The organism is Mesorhizobium kamtschaticum (assembly GCF_056174585.1).
Genome location: NZ_CM149691.1, coordinates 552,100 through 571,507 on the forward strand (window position 1 = coordinate 552,100; position 19,408 = coordinate 571,507).

Below are 19,408 nucleotides of genomic sequence, written 5' to 3' on the forward strand. Positions count from 1 at the left end.
GTTGCAGCGCACTTTTTTGCCCACAAATGCTCAAGCTTAAATCGATTAGCCACTGCCCCCTCTTGACTCTTGAGTGAATCAATGGCGTGATCGGGAAAGCCAAAGCGCTTTGGAAGACTCTTCGAAAGGTTGCGGTTTCCTTGCGACTGAGTCACAGTCCTGCAGCGTCGGCGGGCGGAATGGAGGTTCCGTCCGGTGTATGTGACCCACTGGGAGGGAATACCGATGAAGAAAATGCTTTTGCTGGGCGCTGCGTTTGCCACGTTCGCCCTGAATGCGCCCGCGCATGCCGAACTCAAGTTCAAGCCGGGTGAGGACAAGCGCTTCAACTGGGCAAATTACGAAGACCTCAAGAAAGTCGATCTCAAGGGCCAGACCCTGACGATCTTCGGGCCATGGCGCGGTGAAGACGAGGCGCTTGCCCGTTCGGTGCTCGATTATTTCGCCGAAGCCACTGGCGTCGAGATCAAATATTCCTCGTCCGAGAACTACGAGCAGCAGATCGTCATCGACACCCAGGCCGGCAGCCCGCCCAACATCGCCATCCTGCCGCAGCCGGGCCTCATCCAGGATCTTGCTTCCAAGGGCGTGCTGACCCCGTTGGGTGACGACGTCGCCGCATGGGTCAAGGAGAACTACGCGGCCGGCGACTCCTGGGCCAAGCTCGGCACCTTCGCCGGCAAGGATGGCAAGCCCGGATTCTATGCGCTTCCCTACAAGATCGACGTGAAGGGGCTGGTCTGGTACTCGCCCGATAATTTCCAGGAAGCCGGCTACAAGGTGCCCAAGACCCAGGAGGAACTGGCCGAGCTTGAAAAGAAGATCATCGCCGATGGCGGCAAGCCCTGGTGCATCGGGCTTGGCTCCGGCGGCGCCACCGGCTGGCCGGCGACCGACTGGGTCGAGGACATCATGCTGCGCACGCAGCCGCCTGAGGTTTACGACAAGTGGGTCAAGAACGAGATTCCGTTCAACGACCCCGCCGTGGTCAACGCGATCGACATTTTCGGCAAGATCGCCACCGACGACAAAATGGTGGACGGCGGCGCCAAGGCAGTCGCGGCGACCGATTTCCGCGACAGCCCGAAGGGCCTCTTCTCGGTACCGCCGAAGTGCTACATGCACCATCAGGCGTCCTTCATCCCCTCCTTCTTCCCGGAGGGCGTAAAGCTCGGTCAGGATGCTGACTTCTTCAACTATCCGCCTTACGCCTCCAAGCCGGAGCTCGGCACGCCGCTGGAAGTGGCCGGAACGTTGGTGATGATCACCAAGGATTCCAAGCCATCGCGCGAATTCATCAAGTTCCTGCAGATGCCGCTCGCGCATGAATTGTGGATGGCGCAGAAAAGCTTCGTCACCCCCTTCAAGGGAGCCAACAAGGACGCCTATGGCAGCGAAGCGCTGAAGAAGCAGGGCGAGATTCTGGTTGGAGCGACGACCGTGCGCTTCGACGGTTCCGACTTGATGCCGGGCAAGATCGGCGCCGGCTCGTTCTGGACCGGGATGATCGATCTGGTCGGCGGCAAGTCCGCCCAGGATGTCGCCACAGACATCCAAAAGAGCTGGGACGGGATCAAGTAAGCAATTGATCGCCTCGGTCGCCGAGCGGCCGCTTTATCTTCGCACTGGATTCGGACCTTGATGGCCCGGATTCGACGGCGGCCCACGCCGCCCCGTTTCGTCATGAGCGCATCGACATGAAGCGCAATCCGTACGCGAGACATTTTGCGGCCGATCGCGCTTCAAACAACTGAATCGGCGCCTGATCCCCAAGGACACAAACCTTGCCGGATCGTGCGCAGGGGGAGGAATGCATGGCGTCTCAGATTTTCTCGGCCATATTTGTCATCATCGTCGGTGTCGGCGGCTGCGTCGCCTATTTCTGGGGCGCCAACAAGCTGGTCGACCTGATATTCCCATCGCGCGGTGTCGCCGGCGCTGCGGCCATCGACAATCTGCGCCGGCAAGGCCTGGTCCGGCCGTGGCTGTTCGTCGGTCCGGCGATGATCATCCTGACCATCTATCTGATCTACCCCGTGATCGAAACGCTGCGGCTCTCCTTCCTCGATCGCGGCGGCATCAATTTCGTCGGCCTGGCCAATTATCAATGGGCCTTCGGCGACCGCGACTTCCGCAACTCGATCCTCAACAATGTGCTGTGGCTGGCTGTCGTGCCCGCCGCCTGCACCTTCCTTGGCCTGATCATCGCCGTGCTGACCGACAAGATCTGGTGGGGCACGATCGCCAAGAGCCTGATCTTCCTGCCACTGGCAATTTCGTTTGTCGGCGCCAGCGTGATCTGGAAATTCATCTACGAATACCGCGGCGAAGGCCAGGTGCAGATCGGCATCCTCAATGCCATCATCCAGCATTTCGGCGGCCAGCCTCAGGTCTGGATATCGCTGCCGTTCTGGAACAATTTGTTCCTGATGGTCATCCTGATCTGGATCCAGACCGGATTTGCCATGGTCATCCTGTCCTCGGCGCTGCGCGGCATTCCCGAAGAGACGCTGGAAGCCGCCGTGATCGACGGCGCCAACCCGTTCCAGATCTTCTGGAAGATCATGGTGCCGCAAATCTGGGGCACCATCGCCGTCGTCTGGACCACGATCACCATTCTGGTGCTCAAGGTGTTCGACATCGTGCTGACCATGACCAACGGCCAGTGGAACAGCCAGGTGCTGGCCAATCTGATGTTCGACTGGATGTTCCGCGGCGGCGGTGATTTCGGCCGCGGCGCGACGATAGCCATCATCATCATGATCGCGGTCATTCCGATCATGGTCTGGAACATTCGCCAGGCCAATAAAGAAACGGGAGGGCATTGAGATGGCCGTCGCCACCGGAAATTCCTTTGCCAGCCGCTTCGGCGTCCACATCGCGGTGCTGATCTTCGTTACGATCTGGACCATTCCGACGCTCGGTATCCTGGTATCCTCGCTGCGCGACAAGGACCAGATCATCGCCTCGGGCTGGTGGAACTCGTTCTCCAGTTCCAGCCAGACGGAAGCCGGGCGACTGCCGCCCGCCTCGGCGCAGGCCCAGAAGGACGGCAAGTTCGTCCTCGAGGGCAACATCTTCGGCGACGGCGCCAAGCGTGCGATCAGCGCCTTCGGCGTCAAGGCGGCGGCCCCGACACAGTATCCCGTCGGCAGTCCGGCCGATCTCGGCGACGGCGTGACCCTGCAGGTCAATGCCGATGGCAGCTTCGTCATGGTCTCGCCCAAGGCGTTCGAAGGCGACCGCGGCCAGCGCGTTTACTACGCCTCGTCGGCGCCGCCGAAATTCACCACCGATAACTACAAGACCGTGCTGCTTTCGGAAGGCATCGGGCGCTCGTTCATGAACTCGCTGACCGTCACCATTCCGGCGACCGTCATCCCGATCCTGATCGCTGCCTTTGCCGCCTACGCGCTGGCCTGGATGCGTTTTCCCGGTCGCGCGCTGCTGATCGCGGTGATCATCGGCCTCCTGGTGGTGCCGCTGCAGATGTCGCTGATCCCGCTGTTGAAACTCTACAACGGCGTCGGCACTTTCTTCGGCGTGCCGTCGAAGACCTATCTCGGCATCTGGCTGGCGCATACCGGCTTCGGCCTGCCCTTCGCCATCTATCTGCTCAGGAGCTACATCGCCGGCCTGCCACGCGAAATCATGGAATCGGCACGCATCGACGGCGCCAGCGATTTCGAGATCTTCGTCAAGATCGTGCTGCCGCTGTCCTTCCCGGTGCTGGCGTCGTTTGCCATCTTCCAATTCCTGTGGGTATGGAACGATCTGCTGGTGGCGATGGTTTTCCTTGGTACGGAAGCAGACCAGATCGTGCTGACGGCCAGGCTCAACGCACTGCTTGGCTCGCGCGGCGGCGATTGGGAGATTCTGACGACATCGGCCTTCGTGACCATCATCGTGCCGCTGATCGTGTTCTTCTCGCTGCAGCGCTATTTCGTCCGCGGACTGCTTGCCGGTTCGGTGAAAGGAGGCTGAGACAATGCAATCCGCTTTGAAAGCCAGTTCGAACCCTGACCTCGCCATCGATCGCGACTGGTGGCGAGGTGCTGTGATCTACCAGATCTATCCGCGCAGCTATCAGGATTCGAATGGCGACGGTATCGGCGACCTCAAGGGCATTATCGGCAGGCTTCCCTACATCGCCTCGCTTGGCGCAGATGCCATCTGGATTTCGCCCTTCTTCAAGTCGCCGATGAAGGATTTCGGTTACGACGTCTCGGACTATTGCGACGTCGACCCGATGTTCGGCACGCTGGCCGATTTCGATGCGCTGACGGCGGAGGCGCACCGGCTGGGTCTCAAGGTGATGATCGACGAAGTGCTGTCGCACACGGCAGACAGCCATCCGTGGTTCAAGGAAAGCCGGGCGAGCCGAACCAATCCGAAGGCGGACTGGTATGTCTGGGCGGACGCAAGGCCCGACGGCACGCCGCCCAACAACTGGCTGTCGATCTTCGGTGGGTCGGCCTGGCAGTGGGACACCAGCCGCCAGCAATATTATCTGCACAATTTCCTGGCCGAGCAACCGGACCTCAACTTCCACAACCGCGAAGTCCAGGACGCGCTGCTCGATGTCACCCGCTTCTGGCTGGAACGCGGCGTCGACGGCTTTCGCCTCGACACGATCAATTTCTACTTCCACAGCCAGGGCCTGGAAAACAATCCGCCGCTGCCGCCGGAGGAGCGCAACGACCAGACCGCGCCGGCGGTCAATCCCTACAATTATCAGGACCATATCTACGACAAGAGCCGACCGGAAAACCTCGGCTTCCTCGAACGCTTCCGCGCCCTGCTCGACGAATATCCGGCGACCGCCGCTGTCGGCGAGGTCGGCGATTCGCAGCGCGGGCTGGAGGTCGTGGCGGCCTATACCGCCGGCGGCAAGCGCGTGCACATGTGCTATTCCTTCGACTTCCTGGCGCCGGAAAAGATCAGCGCGGACAAGGTCCGCTCGGTGCTGGAAGCCTTCGGCAAGGTCGCCAGCGACGGCTGGTCGTGCTGGGCTTTTTCCAACCATGACGTGATGCGCCCGGCCTCGCGCTGGGCCGCCAGCGAAGCCGACCCGATCGCCTATCTCAAGGTCATCTCGGCATTGCTGATGTCGCTGCGCGGCTCTGTCTGCCTCTACCAGGGCGAAGAGCTCGGGCTCGGCGAAGCCGAGTTGCGCTTCGAGGATTTGCAGGATCCGTATGGCATCCGCTTCTGGCCGGAATTCAAGGGCCGCGACGGCTGCCGCACGCCCATGGTGTGGGATGGCAGCGCCAAGAACGGCGGCTTCTCCCAGGCAAAGCCCTGGTTGCCGGTGCCGGCCAAGCATCTGGCACAAGCAGTCAATGTCCAGCAGGGCGACCAGGCTTCGCTGCTCGAGCACTATCGGCGCTTCCTCACCTTCCGCCGCGCCCATCCGGCACTGGCCAAGGGCGATATCACCTTCATCGAAAGTGAGGGCGACACCGTCGCCTTCACACGCCGGGCGGGCAACGAGCAGATTGTCTGCGTCTTCAACCTCGGCGCCAAGCCGGCCAAGGTTGACCTTGGCAGCCGATCCCTGCAACCTTTGCCGGGACACGGGTTTTCCGGGCAGGCGAGCCCCGGTTCGATCGAGCTTGGCGGTTACGGCGCCTGGTTCGGGCGCATCGACTGAAATCTTTGAGGAAATCACTGGGAGGAAACCAATGGCCGATGTCAATCTGAGACAAGTGAAGAAGTCCTACGGCAATCTCAACATTCTCCATGGCATCGACCTCGATATCAAATCGGGCGAGTTCATCGTCTTCGTCGGTCCGTCGGGCTGCGGCAAGTCGACCTTGCTGCGCTCCATCGCCGGGCTCGAGGAAATCACGTCGGGCGAGTTGAAGATCGACGGCGAAGTGGTCAATGACGTGCCGCCGTCCAAGCGCGGCATCGCCATGGTGTTCCAGTCCTACGCGCTCTATCCGCACATGACCGTCTACGACAACATGGCGTTCTCGATGAAGATCGGCAAGGAGAACAAGGCCGAGATCGACCGGCGCGTGAAGCAGGCCGCCGAAATCCTGCAGCTGACCAAATATCTCGACCGGCTGCCCAAGGCGATGTCGGGCGGGCAGCGCCAGCGCGTCGCCATCGGCCGCGCCATCGTGCGCAATCCGAAAGTGTTCCTGTTCGACGAGCCGCTGTCGAACCTTGATGCCGCACTGCGCGTCGCCACGCGTATCGAGATCGCCAAGCTTAAGGAATCGATGCCCAACACGACCATGATCTACGTCACCCACGACCAGGTCGAGGCGATGACGCTCGCCGACCGCATCGTGGTGTTGAAGGACGGCCATATCGAGCAGGTCGGTACGCCGATGGATCTCTACAAGAAGCCTGGCAATCTGTTCGTCGCCCAGTTCATCGGCTCGCCGGCCATGAACATCCTGCCGGCGACGATCGACAAGACCGGCAGCCCAACCGTCGTCAGCCATGTCGGCGGGCGCAAGGCTACGGTGCCGATTACGACGCCTGTCTCGGCCAAGGGGGCGGCGGTGAGCTTCGGCGTGCGGCCGGAGGATCTGATCGTCGCCACCGGCGCGGATTATCTGTTCGAGGGAACAGTCGATTATGTCGAGCAGCTCGGCGAGGTTCAGCTGGTCTATGTCGACATCGGCCGCGCCGACCTGCCGCTGGTGACCAAGCTGCCTGGCAATGTCGAGGTCAAGCGCGGCTCGACGCTGCGGCTGAGCGCCAATGGCGAGGATCTGCATATCTTCGATGCGGACGGACATTCCTTCGCACTTCAGAAGCCGGAAGCAAAAGCGGCTTAAGACAGAACCCCGTCTCGACGGCGTAAAAAAGAGCGGCGAGCTATGCCCGCCGCTCTTTTTCTAGAGGTCGACTTCGGCTGTTAGTGGTTGCCGAAGCGGTCCCGGTCGCTGCTCTGAGGGATCGACTTCTGCACGTCGCTCGATGAATTGAGCAGCTTGTAGACGGGCGAGCCGTTTTCGCGGATCGAAGCCGTGCGCGAGTTGTCAACCGAAGTTGCGGCAGGCTGGTTGGCGCCATTGGAGCCATAGTTGTCGCTGCCGGCGAAGGCGCTGCCGGAGATGGCCAGAACGGCGGCGGCAGCAAGGATGATCTTCTTCATTTCAAGTCTCCTGAATTTCTAGATTGCCGGGACAGCGGGGTATGCCCACTGTCCCCTGCGGCTGTTAGTTGTTGCCGAAAAGGTTGCGGTCAGCGCCCGGCTGAGCAGGCGCCTGAGTGGCCGGGGCCGACTTCTTGGTCGAAGCGGTGTACTGGCTGTCGACAGCCGTGGCTGCCGGGGCATTCGAACCGTAGTGGTCGCTACCCGCGAAGGCGCTGCCGGAAATGGCCAGAAGGGCGGCGGCAGTGAGAACAATCTTTTTCATTTTGGGCACTCCAGTATTTTTCCGTCCGTCTAGCGGCGTGTCTTGGGATTAAAATCGCGTCGTTCGGACAGCCCCGATGTGGGAAAGCCAGTTGGCCGTTTCCAATCACGAAGTTGTTCCGCGTGGACCAAGAATCCACCACTTGAAATTGTGCCAAGGCCTTCTACGTCATGTATTTTTGTTTTTGATATCATACTGTTAGGCAAAACCAGCGCCGCGATCACCGACTGTATCGGAGGCTCAGCGTTCACACCGTGATGCACGCACCGTCAATAGAAACGAACCGTTCGGTTCGATTTTAGAATCTGCTAATAGTCACTTTCCGATACCGTTAGCCTTTTAGCGCCCATTCCGGGGTCGATTCTGATAGCCGGTACAGCCGTCACCGCGACGATTTTCGTGGACCGCGATTCTTGACCCGATCGTTGTGCATGCGTGTCGCGCCACATGGATGCGATGTCGCTTTCATGCCGATGTCGCCAGCGCTGTCGTGATTAGATCATGTCATCTCAGGTGCCGCTTCGTGACGATGGAGCGGAGAATTGGGAAGCCGGTCAGATTCCGGCGCTGCCCCCGCAACGGTGGTGGAGTTCAAGTCGCAACGGGAGACCACTGGGCAAAAGCCTGGGAAGGTGTCGCGATCGTCTGCAAGGACACTCCAGAGCCCGGAAACCAGCCCGAGAATTTGAACTCGACTGATCGCGGTGGGCGGTCAAGAGGCGGATGGCGCATGTCGGCTTTCGCCGGTCTGCGCCTAATCCTTCCTCAATCACCACCAGTTCAGTCCTTGAAGTATGAGGACAGGACATGGATACGCGCAACGACATGCTGAGGCTCTTGAACAGCCGCAGGGACGGATTCTCGCTCGAGCAGCCCTTCTACACGGATCCCGATTTCTTCAAACTGGACATGGAGCTGATCTGGTATCGCGACTGGCTGTTCATCGGCCATGATTGCGAACTGCCCAAGCCCGGCAGCTTCATCACCGTGCAGATCGGCGACTATCCGGTCGTGCTGGTGCGCGATCAGCAGGGCAAGATCAATGCCTTCCACAATTCCTGCCGCCATCGCGGCAGCCGCGTCTGCAATACCGACAAGGGCACGGCGGCCAAGCTGGTCTGTCCCTATCATCAGTGGACCTACGAGCTGGACGGAAGGCTGCTGTTCGCCCGCCAAATGGCCGACGGCTTCGACAAGAGCCAGTTCGGCCTGAAGCCGGTCGCCTGCGAAAGCGTGGCCGGCTATATCTTCATCTGCCTGGCCAAGGAGCCCGCCGACTTCGCGCCGATGCGGGCGATGATCGAACCCTATCTCAAGCCGCACCGGCTCAGCGAAGCAAAGATCGCCTTCGAGAGCACGATCGTCGAGAAGGGCAACTGGAAGCTGGTCTGGGAAAACAACCGCGAGTGCTACCATTGCGCCGGCAATCATCCGGAGCTGTGCAAGACCTTCCCGGAAGCCCCGACAGTGACCGGCGTGCAAGGCGCCGACAGCGACCCGGAGATGCTGGCGCATTGGGCCAAATGCGAGGCAACCGGCCTGCCGAGCAAGTTCCGCATCGACCCGGCCGGGCAATACCGCGCCACCCGCGCGCCGCTGCTGCGCGATGCTGTCAGCTACACGATGACCGGCAAGCGGGCGGTGAAGAAGAACCTCTCCGACACAGTCTCGGCCGACCGTATCGGCACCTTGATGCACTATCACTATCCGACGACCTGGAACCACATCCTGATCGACCATGCCGTCACCTTCCGCGTGCTGCCGATCAGCGCCACGGAAACGGCGGTGACGACCAAATGGCTGGTCCACAAGGATGCGGTCGAGGGCGTCGACTACGATCTCGCCGAGCTCACCCATGTCTGGACCGAGACCAATGACCAGGACCGCCGCATCGTCGAGGAAAACGCCTTCGGCATCCTGTCGCCGGCCTATGAACCTGGTCCCTATTCGGAGTTGCATGAGGGTGGCGTGATCCAGTTCGTCGACTGGTACGCGCGCTTCATCGGTCCGCGCCTTGCCGGAGATGGCAGGCCGGCGTTGCGCAATGTCGCCTGAGAGGTTGAGGGATGAACGCGATGACTGACCTTGGCCTCTATCGCCATCTCGACCAGATGGCGCCCTGGAACGACAGGCTGCAGGTGCTGGAAGTGATCGGCGTCACCGACGAAGCGCCTGACGTGAAGACCTTCACCTTCCGCTCCGACAACCAGACCTGGTTCCGCTACAAGCCGGGCCAGTTCGTGACGCTGGAGCTGCCGACGTCGGACGGGCCGCTGATGCGCACCTATACGCTGTCGTCCTCGCCGTCGCGGCCATTCTCGATCGCCGTGACGGTGAAGGCGCAGGCCGGCAGCATCGGCACGCGTTGGATGTTCGATCACCTGAAGCCCGGCTCGCACGTCAAGGCCTATGGGCCGGCGGGCGACTTTTCGCTGCACAGCCATCCAGCGGCCAAATATCTGTTCATCTCGGCCGGTTCCGGCGTGACGCCGATGATGTCGATGCTGCGCTGGCTGAACGACTGCGCGCCATGGACCGATGTCGGCTTCGTCAATTGCGCGCGGCGCGCCGAAGAGATCATCTTCCGCAAGGAGCTCGAACTGCTCGGCGGCCATATGCCGGGCCTATCGCTCGGCTTCATGATCGAGGAGCGGTCGAGCCGCGAGGGCTGGTACGGCCATATGGGCCGTATCGACGCCATCCGGCTGCCGCTGCTGGCGCCCGATTTCCGCGAACGCGAGATCTTCTGCTGTGGTCCGGACCCCTTCATGCGCGCCGTGCGCGGCATGCTGGACGCCGCCGGATTCGACATGACGAAATACCACCAGGAGAGCTTTGCCGCGCCCGCGGTGGAGGAAATCCCGGCACCGTTCGCAGCACCGGCGCAGGACGGCGTCGCCGTTCCCGTCGAAGCCGCAACACCGATCCGCTTCGCGCTTTCGGACGTCGACGCCGAGTGCGTCGCCGGCCAGACCGTGCTGCAGACCGCGCGCTCGTCGGGCGTGCGGATCCCGGCGGCCTGCGAATTCGGCCTGTGCGGAACCTGTAAGGTGAAGAAAGTCTCCGGCGCCGTCGAGATGAGCCACAATGGCGGCATCCTCGATCACGAGATCGACGACGGCTTCATCCTCGCCTGTTGCTCGAAGCCGTTGTCGGCTCTCGAAATCGAGGCGTAGACAATAGGGCGGGTTAGCGCGGCATGGTCCTCAGCCGCTCCGACGACGAACGCCACGCTTCGTAGCAAGGCGGCACCGGATGAGACGACGAGGCAGGCCTACGCTCAAGGCGCGGCCTTCGTGCCTGTCCTGGACATGGGACGGCGTCATAGCGGCGCCCTGCCCCTTCCGCCTTTTTTCGGCAGAGTCTTCTCCGTTAAATCGACCGTCCCGCACGAGCCGCAACGTGGCTTGCGGTTCGGTCCTTCTAGCCCTTCCCCCGTGAACCATCGGCGGAACAATTCCGTGAACACCATCCCTTGTCGAGCACGCCACGAATTGGGGCGGCCTCGATAATCGTTTGTTTTTCCATGGTTTTTCTAAATCCAGAGGAACTCCTCCGGTCTCCAAATTTTAAAGTTTGCGCATCACTTGACATTTGTCGATCGAAACTTGACTATTGTCAGCATCGGCATTTGGGCGGGAGATCACGTGCCGATCGGCATCCGACAGGGATTATCCGAAGTCATGGGAGGACGATGGTGGAGCTGTTGCTCGAAGTGGAGGGGCTGAAGAAGTCCTTTGGTGGCGTCGCCGCCTTGCGCGACGGCCGCTTTCAGCTTCGCGCCGGCACGGTTCACGCGCTCTGCGGCGGCAATGGCGCCGGCAAGTCGACCTTTCTGAAGATCCTGATGGGCATCCAAAAGCGTGATGCCGGCTCGATCCGCCGCCGCGGCAAGGACGTGGAATTCGCCAGCCCCGCCGACGCGCTGGCCTCGGGGATCGCCATCATCGAGCAGGAACTGAGCCCGGTTCCCCACATGACGGTCGCCGAGAACATCTATCTCGGCCGCGAACCCAAGGCGCGGTTCGGCGGCATCGATTTTCGCGGCATGAACCGCGCCGCGCAGAAGCTTCTGGACGACCTCGAATTCGACATTCGAGCCACCCAATACATGATGAACCTCTCGGTCGCGCAGAGGCAGCTGGTCGAGATCGCCAAGGCGCTCAGCCACGACGCCGAGGTCATCTTCATGGACGAACCGACGTCGGCGATCGGCGAGCGGGAGGCACAGCACCTGTTTGCCGCGATTGGCCGCCTGCGGAAGCAGGGCCGCGGCATCGTCTACGTGTCGCATCGCCTGTCGGAAATATTCCAGGTCGCCGATTCCTACACGGTCTTCCGGGACGGTTCCTATGTCGGCAGCGGGGCACTTGCCGAGATCGACCGGCCCGGCCTGATCCGCATGATCGTCGGCCGTGAACTGTCCGAGGAATACGTCAAGACCAACACGCCGACCGAGGAAACCGGACTCGAAATTGCCGGGCTGACCTGCCCGAACAAGATCGAGGACATCTCCTTTGCGGCACGCAAGGGCGAGATCTTCGGCATTTACGGGCTGATGGGGGCTGGGCGGACGGAAATCTTCAATTGCCTGTTCGGGCTCGACAGGCCTTCGGCCGGAACCATTGCCATCGACGGAACCCCGGTCGCCATTTCGAAGCCGGCGGATGCGATGGCGCATGGCCTGGCGCTGGTCACCGAGGATCGCAAGCTGACCGGCCTCAATCTTTCCGATTCCGTGCGCGCCAACATCTGCATGGCCAGCCTGCCCGAGATGAGCCCGGCCTTTGCCATGGACCGGGCGCGCGAGGCGGAAGCAAGCCGCCGGATGCGGGAGCGATTTCAGATCAAGGCGGCGCGCGACACCATGCCGGTCTCCGGCCTGTCGGGCGGCAACCAGCAGAAGGTGGTGCTCGGCAAGTGGTTCCTTCGCAACCCGAAGGTGCTGCTGCTGGACGAGCCTACCCGTGGCGTCGATGTCGGCGCCAAGCGTGAAATCTACCGGATCATCTGCGACTTCGCCGCCGCCGGCGGCACGGTGGTGATGATCTCTTCCGAGATCGATGAAGTTCTCGGGATTTCGGACCGGATCATGGTGATGCGGGCCGGCAGAAGCGCCGGAATCTTCAGGCGGGAGGAAACGGATGCGCAATCACTCGTCCACCTATCGACCTGAACAGGGTTCGGCGGCAAAGGAGCCAGGAATGTCGGTTGGCGACAAGAAGACGATGCAAGGCTGGCTCGGTTCCGAGCAGCGCCGGCTGCTGATCCAGGAGTACGGCATCTTCCTTGCCTTCCTGATCCTGGTGGCGGTGCTTTCGGTCTCCAACGAGTTCTTCCTGACGGCTGGCAACATCTCCAACGTGCTGCTGCAGACATCGATCAACGGTGTCCTGGCCATCGGCATGACCTTCGTCATCCTCACCCGCGGCATTGATCTCTCGGTCGGCTCCGTCGTCGCGCTCGCGGGTATCGTCAGCGCCAGCTTCATGACCACTTCGGCGACCGCCGGCATCGCCGGCGCGCCCTATCCGGTTGCTTTGGGCCTCGGCATCGGCCTGCTGGTCGGCATTGCCTGCGGCTCGATTTCGGGCCTCATCGTGTCACGCTTCTCGGTGCCGGCCTTCGTGACGACGCTCGGCATGCTTTCGGCGGCGCGCGGAATGACCCTCATCTATGGCGGCGGCCGTCCGGTTCCCGCGCTGACGCCGGCTTTCCGCTGGATCGGCACCGGCGACGTGTTCGGCATACCCGCGCCGGTCTTCATTCTTGCCGTCGTGTTCGCCGTGTCGTGGTGGATCCTCAACCGGACGCGTTTTGGCCGCTACATCTATGCCGTCGGCGGCAACCCGCACGCGGCCAGGACCTCGGGCATCAACATCACCCGCATCCAGTTCCTCGTCTACGTCATTTCCGGCGGCCTTGCCGGCTTCGCCGGGATGCTGCTCAGCGCCCGCACCGGATCCGCGCTCCCGCAGGCCGGCATTGCCTACGAGCTCGACGCGATCGCGGCGGTGGTGATTGGCGGAACCAGCCTGTCGGGAGGCGTCGGCAGGGTGACCGGCACGCTGATCGGCGCGCTGATCATCGGCGTCATGAACAACGGCCTCGATCTGATGGGCATCCAATCCTACTACCAGCAGGTCCTCAAGGGCGCCCTGATCGTCGGCGCCGTGATGCTCGACCAGAAGCGAAACTACGGGGCCTAGGCCCCTTTCCGGTACCGGACCTGCGTCAGGCGTGTCCGTTGCAAGGCGAACCATGTCGGTCGCTCACTCAAGGTGGAGGTAACGAAATGAAAAGATGGATGATTGCGCTCGCATCCGCGACAGCGCTGCTGGCCGCGCCGGCCATGGCGCAGGACAAGATCAAGATCGGCGCCGCGCCCTACGGGCTGAATGCCGAGTTCATGCAGATCTGGGTGGCCGCGCTGCAGGACCATCCCGCCGTCAAGAGCGGCGAGGTCGAACTGACGGTCTTTGACGGCCGTTATGACGCGCTGGTGCAGCAGGACCAGTTCAAGACGATGGTCACGCAAAAGTACAATGCGATCATCTTTGCGCCGATCGACGTCGACGCGGGCGCTGCCGCCGTGCAAGCCGCCGCCGACGCCGGCATTCCGGTCATCGGCTCGAACACCCGCGTCCATTCCGATCTTCTGACCTCCTATGTCGGATCGGACGATACGATCTCGGGCTACATGGAAGCCAAGACCGTGCTCGACAAGATCGGCTGCAAGGGCAATGTGGTCATCCTCGAAGGTCCCGTCGGCCAGTCCGCGCAGATCTCGCGGCTGGAAGGCAACAAGAAGGCGCTGGCCGAATGCCCCGACGTCAAGGTCCTCGAGGACCAGACGGCGAACTGGTCGCGCGCCGAGGCCCAGACGCTGATGGAGAATTGGCTCACCGCTCACCCGAACCAGATCAATGGCGTGATCGGCCAGAACGACGAGATGGCGCTCGGCGCCATCGAGGCGATCAAGGCGGCCAAACTTGACGTGAAGAGCTTCTCCATTGCCGGCATCGACGGCATCACCGACGCGCTGCATGCGGTCAAGAACGGCGACATGACCTCGATCCTCCAGGATGCCCGCGCCCAGGCGCAAGGTGCGCTCGACCTTGCCATCTTCAATGCCAAGAAGGGTGACTACAAGCCGCAGTCCGACATCTGGGAGACCTACAAGGACATGCCTTGGAAGGACGGCAAGGAGAAGCTCTACAATGTGCCGTGGACGCCAGTGACGGCCGACAATGTCGACAAGCTGCTTGCGACGCGCAAGTGATCCAGCCGCGGGGTGGGCTTTGCGGCCCGCCCCGCATTCCATCAGGCCGAGAAGAGAACCATGACCGAAACAATAGATGTTGATCTCAATTTTTCGCTGGGCGGCAAGGTCGCCCTGGTCACCGGCGGCGCTTCGGGCATCGGCAGCGCCATCGCATCGGCATTCGCCGCCAAGGGCGCAATTGTCGGGGTGATCGATATCAATGAAGCGGTTGCGCAGGCGAAAGCCGTCGAACTCGGCAATGGCGCGAAAGCCTTCGTCTGCGATGTGTCCAACCCGCAATCCGTGGCGACGGTGTTTGCCGCGGCGGAAGCCGCATTCGGCCATATCGACATCGTCGTCAACAGCGCCGGCGTGGTCATGCTTGCCCCCGCCGAGGAGCTCAGCCTCGATGCCTGGGACAAGACCATCGCCATCAATCTCAAGGGAACGTTCCTGATTTCCCAGGCCGCCGGGCGCGCCATGATCAAGGCCGGCAAGGGCGGCAAGATCATCAACATGGCCTCGCAGGCCGGTACCGTCGCGATCGATCAGCACGCCGCCTACTGCGCCTCGAAATTCGGCGTCATCGGCCTGTCCAGGACGCTTGCCGCCGAATGGGGCAGGCACGGCATCACGGTCAACACGATCTCACCGACCGTGGTTCTGACCGAGCTCGGCAAGAAGGCCTGGGACGGGCCGCGTGGCGAGGCGCTGAAGCTGCGCATTCCGACCGGCCGCTTCGCCTTCCCGCAGGAAATCGCCGCCGCTGCCGTGTTCCTGGCCTCGAACGGCGCCGACATGATCAACGGCGCCGACCTTCTGGTCGACGGCGGCTACACCATCATCTGAGCGGCGGGAGCAACAATGCAGCGTTTCATCAACAATCCCGACGAGGTCGTCGAGGACACGGTCAAGGGCTTCGTCAAGGCGCATGCCGACATCGTCAGGCTCGGCAGCAACCCCCGCGTCATCGCGGCCCGCCATGCCCCGGTCGCCGGCAAGGTTGGCGTGATCACCGGCGGCGGCTCCGGTCACGAGCCGGCCTTCATCGGCTACACCGGCCGCAACATGCTGGACGCGGTCGCGGTCGGCGAACTGTTCTCCTCGCCGACGGCCAAGAGCTTCCTCGACGCGGCGCGCGAAGCCAATGGCGGCAAAGGTGTCGTCTGCCTCTACGGCAACTATGCCGGCGACAACATGAATGTGAAGATGGCCATCAAGCTGGCCGCCAAGGAAGGCATCGAGATCGCCACCGTCGTCGCCAATGACGACGTCTGCTCGGCGGGACCGGACGAACGCGAAAAGCGCCGCGGCGTCGCCGGCGAGATCTTCATGTGGAAATGCGCCGGTGCGCTGGCGGCGGAAGGCGCAAGCCTCGAGGACGTGCACGCGACGGCGCAAAGGGCGATCGACAATTGCCGCTCGATCGGCGTCGGCCTTGGTCCCTGCACGCTGCCTGCCGTCGGGCACCCGAATTTCCTGATCGAGCCGGGCACGATGGAGGTCGGCATCGGTCACCACGGCGAGCCGGGTGTGCGGGTCGAGCCGTTGAAGCCGGCGGCCGACATTGCGCGGGATATGGTCAAGATCGTGCTCGACGATCATGCGCTTGCGGCGGGAACCGAAGTGGCGGTGCTGGTGTCCGGCCTCGGCGCGACGCCGGTCAACGAACTCTACATCCTCAACGACACCATCGAGGCCGAGATCGGCGGACGCGGTCTGATCATCCACAAGACCTATGTCGGCAACTATTTCACCTCCTTGGAAATGGTCGGCGCCACACTCACGGTCATGGCGCTCGACGCAGAGCTGAAGCGGCTGCTGGACGTCGATGTCGATTGTCCCGCAAGGCTTTAGGAGACAGGCAAATGCAGCAGTTTGACAATGCTTCCGCGGGCGACATCGTGCTTTCGCTCGCCGACCGGATTATCGAAAACCGGGCCTATCTCAGCGAAATCGACGGCAAGATCGGCGACGGCGACCACGGCGTCAACATGGCCAAGGGCTTCGGCATGGCGGCGGACAGGATCAGGGGCAACGACATGTCGCTGGCTTCGGCCTTCGATACGCTCGGCACGGTGCTGATGACCGAGATAGGCGGCTCCATGGGACCGCTCTATGGCATCATGTTCACCCAGTTCGCCGAAACGATCGAAGCCTCGCCGTCGATCGGCGCCGAGACCTTCGGCGCCATGCTGGGCAGCGGCCTCGAAGGCATCCAGACGATCGGGTCGGCCAAGGTCGGCGACAAGACCCTGCTCGACGCGCTTGTGCCGGCCATCGAGGCCTTCAACAGCGCCAACGCCGCCGGCAAGCCGTTTGCGGACGCACTCGACGCGATGGCCGCCGCAGCCGAGGAAGGCCGTGACAGCACCAGGGATCTGGTGGCCAAGATTGGCCGCGCCAGCCGGCTCGGCGAACGTTCGGTGGGCGTCCTCGACGCCGGCGCGACATCCTGCGCGCTGATCCTGACAACCCTGGCATCCGGCGCCAAGCAGAAGCTGCGGTCGCCTGCGACCGCCAGCCATTGATTTATGAATATGCTCCTCCCGAGCAAAGGCTCCCGGCTGACATTGCAGCCGGGAGCGCGCTAGATGGCCGATCGCAGCAAGATTGAGAGTTCGCCCGTTTGCGCTCATCTTGACGATCGATCTTGGATTCGGGGAAACCAGGCAGCATGACCGTCAAGACATCATCGGCGCGCAGGAACGGAACCGAGGCGGCGGCCGAGCCCATCCCCTTGCGCTACGGCGACGACCCGTATGTGTGGGCCTGCTGGCTCTACTACGAAGACCACATGACGCAAGGCGACATCGCCGAGATCATGGGCATATCGCGGGCGACGGTGAACAGCTATCTGGCCGACGCCCGCGCCCGCGGCATCGTCAACATCTCGCTCGAACCGTCGCGGCTGAGCTCGCTTTCGATCGCGCAGGAGCTCAAACGCCATTTCGGCTTGCATGACTGCCTGGTCGTGCCGAGCGACGACAACGCGCGGCCGCTGATCGACCGCCTCGGCGGGGCGGCGGCGCAGGCGCTGGCCAAGCTGTTGAAATCCGGCGACACGCTGGCCGTCGCCTGGGGACGCACGGTGCTGGCGATCGGCGAGCAGGCATCGGTGCCCGGCCTGCAGGACGTCACCGTCGTCCAGGCCACAGGTGGAACGGCCGCCAACTTCGCCTATACGCCGGAGCTCTGCGCATCGGCAATCGCCGGCGCTGTCAAGGCGCGGCTGATCAACATCACGGCGCCTGCCGTCGTGTCCACCGCCGAAGTCCGCGACATGCTTTTGCGCGAGCCGCTCATTCAAAGCCAGTTCGACGCGCTTGCCAAAGCCAACAAGGCGCTTTTCGGCATCTCGTCGCTGCGTCCGAACTCGACGATCCACACCAGTGGCTTCTTCGAATCCGTTTCACTGCAGCAATATCTCGCCAGGAACGCGGTCGGCGTCGTCGCCGGCCGCTTCATCGATGGCCAGGGCAATCCGGTGGCCGGCCCGCTCGACGACCGGACAATCGGCATATCGCTGGACATGTTGAAAGCCATAGGCCTGCGTATCGCCGTGGCCGGCGGCTTCGACAAGGTGCCGGCTATCCTGGCCAGCCTGCGCGGCGGCTACGTCAACGTGCTGATCACTGACGCCGCCACCGGCCGCGGCATCCTCAATGCCGACGGCGTCACGGAACTCGACCAGAAGCTGTCGCAGCGCCCGCGGGTCGACAACACGATTGCCTTGCCCAGCAATTACCGGACCCATATCAAGAAATTCCTCAACGACCCCGACGATGTCGTCGAGGAAATGCTCGACGGCGTGGTCAAGGCCCATGCCGCCTACATCAAGCCGATCAAGGGCTCCAATCGTGCCCTGGTCGCCCGCACCGGGCCGAGGCCCGGCAAGGTCGGGCTGGTGATCGGCGGCGGCTCGGGACATGAGCCCTGTTTTCTCAGCTATGTCGGCAAGGGCCTCGCCGACGCCGTGGCCGTCGGCAACATCTTTTCGTCGCCTCCTCCCGGGCCGATCCTCGAATGCACCCAGGCGGCATCCGGCGGCGCGGGCGTGCTTTTCGTCTACGGCAATTATGCCGGCGACGTCATGAACTTCGACATGGCGGCCGAGATGGCGGCGGACAACGGCATCGAGGTCCGGACCGTGGTGACGACGGACGATATCGCCTCCTCTCCGCTGGAGGACAGGGATGGCCGCCGCGGTGTCGCCGGCAACTTTTTCATGTTCAAGATCGCCGGGGCCGCTTGCGACCGTGACCTCTCGCTCGATGCCTGCGAGACAGTGACACGCAAGGCCAATGCACGGACCTTCACCATGGGCGTCGCGCTGGAGCCCTGCTCGATGCCGCAGACCCGCCGCCACAATTTCGAGATCGGCCCCGACGATATCGAGATCGGCATGGGCATCCACGGAGAACCCGGCGTCATCCGCGAAAAGATGATGAGCGCCGATGCGATCACCGACCGGGTTATGGACCGCATCTTCGCCGAAATGAAGCCGGCAGCGGGCGACCGCGTGGCGGTGCTGATCAATTCGTTCGGCGCGACGCCCCTGATGGAACTCTACATTCTGTTCCGACGCGTCGAGCAGCGGCTGAGCGCGAAGGGCATCCAGATAGAGGCGAACTGGGTCGGCCACTATTGCACATCGCTCGACATGGTCGGCGCATCCATATCGATCCTGCATCTCGACAATGAGCTGTCGGAGCTTTTGCGCCATCCTTGCGATACGGCCGTGCTGCGGATCGGTTGAGGA

16 protein-coding genes and 1 riboswitch are annotated in these 19,408 nt (G+C 62.5%); of the genes, 14 read left to right on the plus strand and 2 right to left on the minus strand.

Going from position 1 to position 19,408, the window contains the following annotated elements; all coding sequences use genetic code 11:
- Positions 1–225 precede the first annotated feature (225 nt).
- The 5 genes from AC0V7N_RS02595 (at position 226) to AC0V7N_RS02615 (ending at position 6,797) form a co-directional block, all read left to right on the plus strand.
- Entirely contained in the window at positions 226–1,581 is a 1,356-nt protein-coding gene (locus tag AC0V7N_RS02595) for an ABC transporter substrate-binding protein (protein WP_475454427.1), read from the plus strand.
- A gap of 233 nt (positions 1,582–1,814) precedes the next feature.
- Entirely contained in the window at positions 1,815–2,828 is a 1,014-nt protein-coding gene (locus AC0V7N_RS02600) for a carbohydrate ABC transporter permease (protein WP_475454429.1), read from the plus strand.
- A gap of 1 nt (position 2,829) precedes the next feature.
- Positions 2,830–3,984 (plus strand): carbohydrate ABC transporter permease, encoded by a 1,155-nt coding sequence (locus AC0V7N_RS02605; RefSeq protein WP_475454431.1) that lies wholly within the window; start codon positions 2,830–2,832, stop codon positions 3,982–3,984.
- 4 nt (positions 3,985–3,988) lie between these two features.
- Positions 3,989–5,653 (plus strand): beta-galactosidase BglA, encoded by a 1,665-nt coding sequence (gene bglA, locus AC0V7N_RS02610; protein WP_475454433.1) that lies wholly within the window; start codon positions 3,989–3,991, stop codon positions 5,651–5,653.
- 31 nt (positions 5,654–5,684) lie between these two features.
- The gene (locus AC0V7N_RS02615; RefSeq protein WP_475454435.1) at positions 5,685–6,797 is read left to right on the plus strand and encodes an ABC transporter ATP-binding protein; all 1,113 of its coding nucleotides are present in this window, start codon (positions 5,685–5,687) and stop codon (positions 6,795–6,797) included.
- A gap of 80 nt (positions 6,798–6,877) precedes the next feature.
- On the opposite strand, the gene AC0V7N_RS02620 is transcribed toward AC0V7N_RS02615, so the two are convergent.
- Entirely contained in the window at positions 6,878–7,117 is a 240-nt protein-coding gene (locus AC0V7N_RS02620; RefSeq protein ID WP_475454437.1) for a DUF680 domain-containing protein, read from the minus strand.
- 64 nt (positions 7,118–7,181) lie between these two features.
- Entirely contained in the window at positions 7,182–7,382 is a 201-nt protein-coding gene (locus tag AC0V7N_RS02625) for a DUF680 domain-containing protein (RefSeq protein ID WP_475454439.1), read from the minus strand.
- A 494-nt stretch (positions 7,383–7,876) separates the two neighbouring features.
- Positions 7,877–8,077: riboswitch (cobalamin riboswitch) on the plus strand.
- A gap of 112 nt (positions 8,078–8,189) precedes the next feature.
- Between AC0V7N_RS02625 and AC0V7N_RS02630 the strand changes: the two genes are divergently transcribed.
- The 9 genes from AC0V7N_RS02630 (at position 8,190) to AC0V7N_RS02670 (ending at position 19,405) form a co-directional block, all read left to right on the plus strand.
- Complete coding sequence (locus AC0V7N_RS02630) at positions 8,190–9,437, plus strand: aromatic ring-hydroxylating oxygenase subunit alpha (RefSeq protein ID WP_475454441.1); 1,248 nt, start codon at positions 8,190–8,192, stop codon at positions 9,435–9,437.
- Between the two features lie 20 nt (positions 9,438–9,457).
- Positions 9,458–10,558, plus strand: a complete 1,101-nt coding sequence (locus AC0V7N_RS02635; RefSeq protein WP_475454443.1) for an FAD-binding oxidoreductase — start codon at positions 9,458–9,460, stop codon at positions 10,556–10,558.
- A gap of 521 nt (positions 10,559–11,079) precedes the next feature.
- A complete protein-coding gene (locus AC0V7N_RS02640) occupies positions 11,080–12,558 on the plus strand; it encodes a sugar ABC transporter ATP-binding protein (protein WP_475454445.1) in 1,479 nt (492 codons plus the stop codon).
- Between the two features lie 28 nt (positions 12,559–12,586).
- Positions 12,587–13,591 carry an ABC transporter permease gene (locus tag AC0V7N_RS02645; RefSeq protein ID WP_475454447.1) on the plus strand — a complete coding sequence of 335 codons (1,005 nt, stop codon included), beginning with the start codon at positions 12,587–12,589 and terminating at the stop codon, positions 13,589–13,591.
- A gap of 86 nt (positions 13,592–13,677) precedes the next feature.
- On the plus strand, positions 13,678–14,664 hold the full coding sequence (locus AC0V7N_RS02650) for a substrate-binding domain-containing protein (RefSeq protein WP_475454449.1): 987 nt from the start codon (positions 13,678–13,680) through the stop codon (positions 14,662–14,664).
- Positions 14,665–14,724: 60 nt separating this feature from the next.
- Positions 14,725–15,495: an SDR family oxidoreductase gene (locus AC0V7N_RS02655; RefSeq protein WP_475454451.1), complete on the plus strand. Its 771-nt coding sequence runs from the start codon at positions 14,725–14,727 to the stop codon at positions 15,493–15,495.
- Positions 15,496–15,510: 15 nt separating this feature from the next.
- Positions 15,511–16,503 (plus strand): dihydroxyacetone kinase subunit DhaK, encoded by a 993-nt coding sequence (locus AC0V7N_RS02660; protein WP_475454453.1) that lies wholly within the window; start codon positions 15,511–15,513, stop codon positions 16,501–16,503.
- An 11-nt stretch (positions 16,504–16,514) separates the two neighbouring features.
- Positions 16,515–17,177, plus strand: coding sequence for a dihydroxyacetone kinase subunit DhaL (dhaL, locus tag AC0V7N_RS02665; protein ID WP_475454455.1), 663 nt, complete (start codon positions 16,515–16,517; stop codon positions 17,175–17,177).
- Positions 17,178–17,323: 146 nt separating this feature from the next.
- Complete coding sequence (locus AC0V7N_RS02670; protein WP_475454457.1) at positions 17,324–19,405, plus strand: bifunctional sugar-binding transcriptional regulator/dihydroxyacetone kinase subunit DhaK; 2,082 nt, start codon at positions 17,324–17,326, stop codon at positions 19,403–19,405.
- Positions 19,406–19,408 lie beyond the last annotated feature (3 nt).

Excerpts from the sequence above, each read along its gene's own strand:
- AC0V7N_RS02630 (WP_475454441.1), top strand. The coding sequence starts at position 8,190 with ATGGATACGCGCAACGACATGCTGAGGCTCTTGAACAGCCGCAGGGAC.
- AC0V7N_RS02660 (WP_475454453.1), top strand. The coding sequence starts at position 15,511 with ATGCAGCGTTTCATCAACAATCCCGACGAGGTCGTCGAGGACACGGTC.
- AC0V7N_RS02595 (WP_475454427.1), top strand. The coding sequence starts at position 226 with ATGAAGAAAATGCTTTTGCTGGGCGCTGCGTTTGCCACGTTCGCCCTG.
- AC0V7N_RS02650 (WP_475454449.1), top strand. The coding sequence starts at position 13,678 with ATGAAAAGATGGATGATTGCGCTCGCATCCGCGACAGCGCTGCTGGCC.
- dhaL (WP_475454455.1), top strand. The coding sequence starts at position 16,515 with ATGCAGCAGTTTGACAATGCTTCCGCGGGCGACATCGTGCTTTCGCTC.
- bglA (WP_475454433.1), top strand. The coding sequence starts at position 3,989 with ATGCAATCCGCTTTGAAAGCCAGTTCGAACCCTGACCTCGCCATCGAT.
- AC0V7N_RS02605 (WP_475454431.1), top strand. The coding sequence starts at position 2,830 with ATGGCCGTCGCCACCGGAAATTCCTTTGCCAGCCGCTTCGGCGTCCAC.
- AC0V7N_RS02615 (WP_475454435.1), top strand. The coding sequence starts at position 5,685 with ATGGCCGATGTCAATCTGAGACAAGTGAAGAAGTCCTACGGCAATCTC.
- AC0V7N_RS02655 (WP_475454451.1), top strand. The coding sequence starts at position 14,725 with ATGACCGAAACAATAGATGTTGATCTCAATTTTTCGCTGGGCGGCAAG.
- AC0V7N_RS02625 (WP_475454439.1), bottom strand. The coding sequence starts at position 7,382 with ATGAAAAAGATTGTTCTCACTGCCGCCGCCCTTCTGGCCATTTCCGGC.
- AC0V7N_RS02635 (WP_475454443.1), top strand. The coding sequence starts at position 9,458 with ATGACTGACCTTGGCCTCTATCGCCATCTCGACCAGATGGCGCCCTGG.
- AC0V7N_RS02645 (WP_475454447.1), top strand. The coding sequence starts at position 12,587 with ATGTCGGTTGGCGACAAGAAGACGATGCAAGGCTGGCTCGGTTCCGAG.
- AC0V7N_RS02620 (WP_475454437.1), bottom strand. The coding sequence starts at position 7,117 with ATGAAGAAGATCATCCTTGCTGCCGCCGCCGTTCTGGCCATCTCCGGC.
- AC0V7N_RS02670 (WP_475454457.1), top strand. The coding sequence starts at position 17,324 with ATGACCGTCAAGACATCATCGGCGCGCAGGAACGGAACCGAGGCGGCG.
- AC0V7N_RS02600 (WP_475454429.1), top strand. The coding sequence starts at position 1,815 with ATGGCGTCTCAGATTTTCTCGGCCATATTTGTCATCATCGTCGGTGTC.